Consider the following 2,205-nt stretch of genomic DNA (forward strand, 5'->3'; position numbering starts at 1 on the left):
CAGGGGGGATGCCCAGAGCCGGCCATGGATGGCCGGCGGCCGGAACTGGGAGCAGGATGCGCATATTCCGGCTGGGCATCCCCCCTGCCTCCACGGCGGGCAGCGCACACCCTCCCGGAGCAATCACTCGAAAGCGCCCAATCGGGAGAAGAACCCGTTTGCCCGCGATCGGCGATCAGCGATCAGCGCCCAGCGGCCAGCGGCCACACCGCGGCCGCGGCCGCGGCCGATCAGAACTCAGCCGGAATGCGCCAGTGCGTAGTCGATCGCCGCCCGCACCGCCGCCACCTGGGCCGCGTTGCACTGCGCGGGCGTGGCCGACGGGCTGTCCGGATAGACCTCGGTGGTGGTGACGTAGCGCCCATCGGTCAGGCTGGCGCACAGGCCCAGCGCCTTGACCGGGTAGTTGATCACGCCGTGGGCGACGACCGCCGAACCGATCATTTCACCCTTGGCGTCGGCCGGTGCGATGTGGGCCACCTGCTCGACCGCGGCGATCACCGCCTGCTGGAAGTCCGGCTGCGGATTGTCGCTGTCTCCCACCAGGTAGAAGCCGTCCGGGATCGCGCCCGGCTCGAAAGGCTTGCCGTCGCGCGCCGCCAGCGCCGGGCGGAACTCGGACTCATCGGTGTCGGTGGTTTCGTGCAGGTCGATGTGCATCAGCACCCGCCCCCGCAGCGATGCCGCCAACTGCATGAGCGCGGCCGATTCGGGCGCCGGGCTGTCGGGCGCGAACGAGCGATTGGGATCGACCGCCTCCGGGTTCCAACGCTGGAAATGCTCGTAGCCCCACGGACTCACGCACGGGGCGACCACCAGGTTGGCGCGGCCGGCGTGGTCCTGCGCATGCTCCGACGCGAACTGCAGCGCACCATGCACGCCGCTGGTCTCATAGCCGTGCACGCCACCGGTGACCAGCATCACCGGCAACGCCTCGTCCCAGCCGCGGCTGCGCAGCGCCAGCAGCGGGTAGTGGCCGGTGTCGTACGCAAGCGCGCCGTACTCGACCACCTCCCAGTCCGTGGCCAGGCCCTTGATCGCGGCCAGCACTTCGTCGCGGTAGCTGCGCTGGCGACGCTGCACCGCACGCCACGCCACGCGCTCGGCCTCGCCCCAGGGCTGGCCGGGGATACCGATGGAATAGAAGTGCTGCGTGTCCGCCATCTCGATTGCCCTGAACTCGAATAGGCCGGCGACTGTATCAGCCGCCCGCAACTCTTAACATCCATCGCGATAAAGCGATATGATTCGCCAATACCAGACGGACACCCCCGATGACTCCGATCAGCTTCGAGTTCTACCCGCCCAAGGACGACGGACAGCGCGCCCAGCTCGACCGCACCGCGGCCAGACTCAAGGCCTGGGCGCCCGACTACGTCTCCTGCACCTTTGGTGCCGGCGGCTCGACGCTCAGCTATACCGGCGACACCGTGCGCACGCTGATCGACGACCACGGCCTTGATGCCGCGCCGCACCTGTCCTGCGTCGGCGGCACCCGCGATGAAATCGCCAGCCTGCTGGCGCGCTACCGCGAGACCGGCTGCCATCGCATCATCGCCCTGCGCGGCGACCTGCCATCGGGAATGGGCCATCCCGGCGAGTTCCGCTACGCCGCGGACCTTGTCGCGTTCATCCGCGCCGTGCACGGCGACCATTTCCACATCGAGGTCGCCTGCTATCCGGAAATCCATCCCCAGGCCGAGGACGCACACGCCGACCTGCGCCACTTCAAGGCCAAGATCGACGCCGGTGCCAACGGTGCGATCACCCAGTATTTCTACAATGCCGACGCCTATTTCCGCTTCGCGGACGAAGCCCGGTCGGCTGGCGTGGACGTTCCGATCGTGCCCGGCGTGATGCCGATCGTGAACTTCAGCCAGCTCCGGCGCTTCTCCGAAGCCTGTGGCGCCGAAATCCCGCGCTGGCTGGCCAAGCGCATGGCGTCCCATGGCGACGATGTCGAGAGCATCCGCGAGCTGGGTGCGGACTTCGTCGCCGATCTGTGCCGGCGCCTGATCGAGGGCGGCGCGCCGGGACTGCACTTCTACACGCTCAACCTCGCGCGCCCGACCGCGGCCGTGCTCGACAGGCTGTCCTGAGCCCCGCTGCCGCGCTTCTGCGCGGCAGCGGGCCGCTGTACCCTTGGCCGATGCCGTACCTGCGACATCCCGTCCGGGCCGCTGGGATGCCATCGGACACGGAGAG

Annotated in this window: 2 protein-coding genes; one reads left to right on the top strand and one right to left on the bottom strand. The window is 68.9% G+C overall.

The window, feature by feature from the left end; all coding sequences use genetic code 11:
- Positions 1-237 precede the first annotated feature (237 nt).
- Entirely contained in the window at positions 238-1,164 is a 927-nt protein-coding gene (locus tag WCE37_RS11150; RefSeq protein ID WP_343279442.1) for a M14 family metallocarboxypeptidase, read from the bottom strand.
- Positions 1,165-1,274: 110 nt separating this feature from the next.
- On the opposite strand from WCE37_RS11150, the gene metF reads away from it, so the two are divergent.
- Positions 1,275-2,099: a methylenetetrahydrofolate reductase [NAD(P)H] gene (gene metF, locus WCE37_RS11155; protein ID WP_343279443.1), complete on the top strand. Its 825-nt coding sequence runs from the start codon at positions 1,275-1,277 to the stop codon at positions 2,097-2,099.
- Positions 2,100-2,205 lie beyond the last annotated feature (106 nt).

This window comes from Luteimonas sp. MJ250 (assembly GCF_039548455.1).
Taxonomy (GTDB): domain Bacteria; phylum Pseudomonadota; class Gammaproteobacteria; order Xanthomonadales; family Xanthomonadaceae; genus Luteimonas.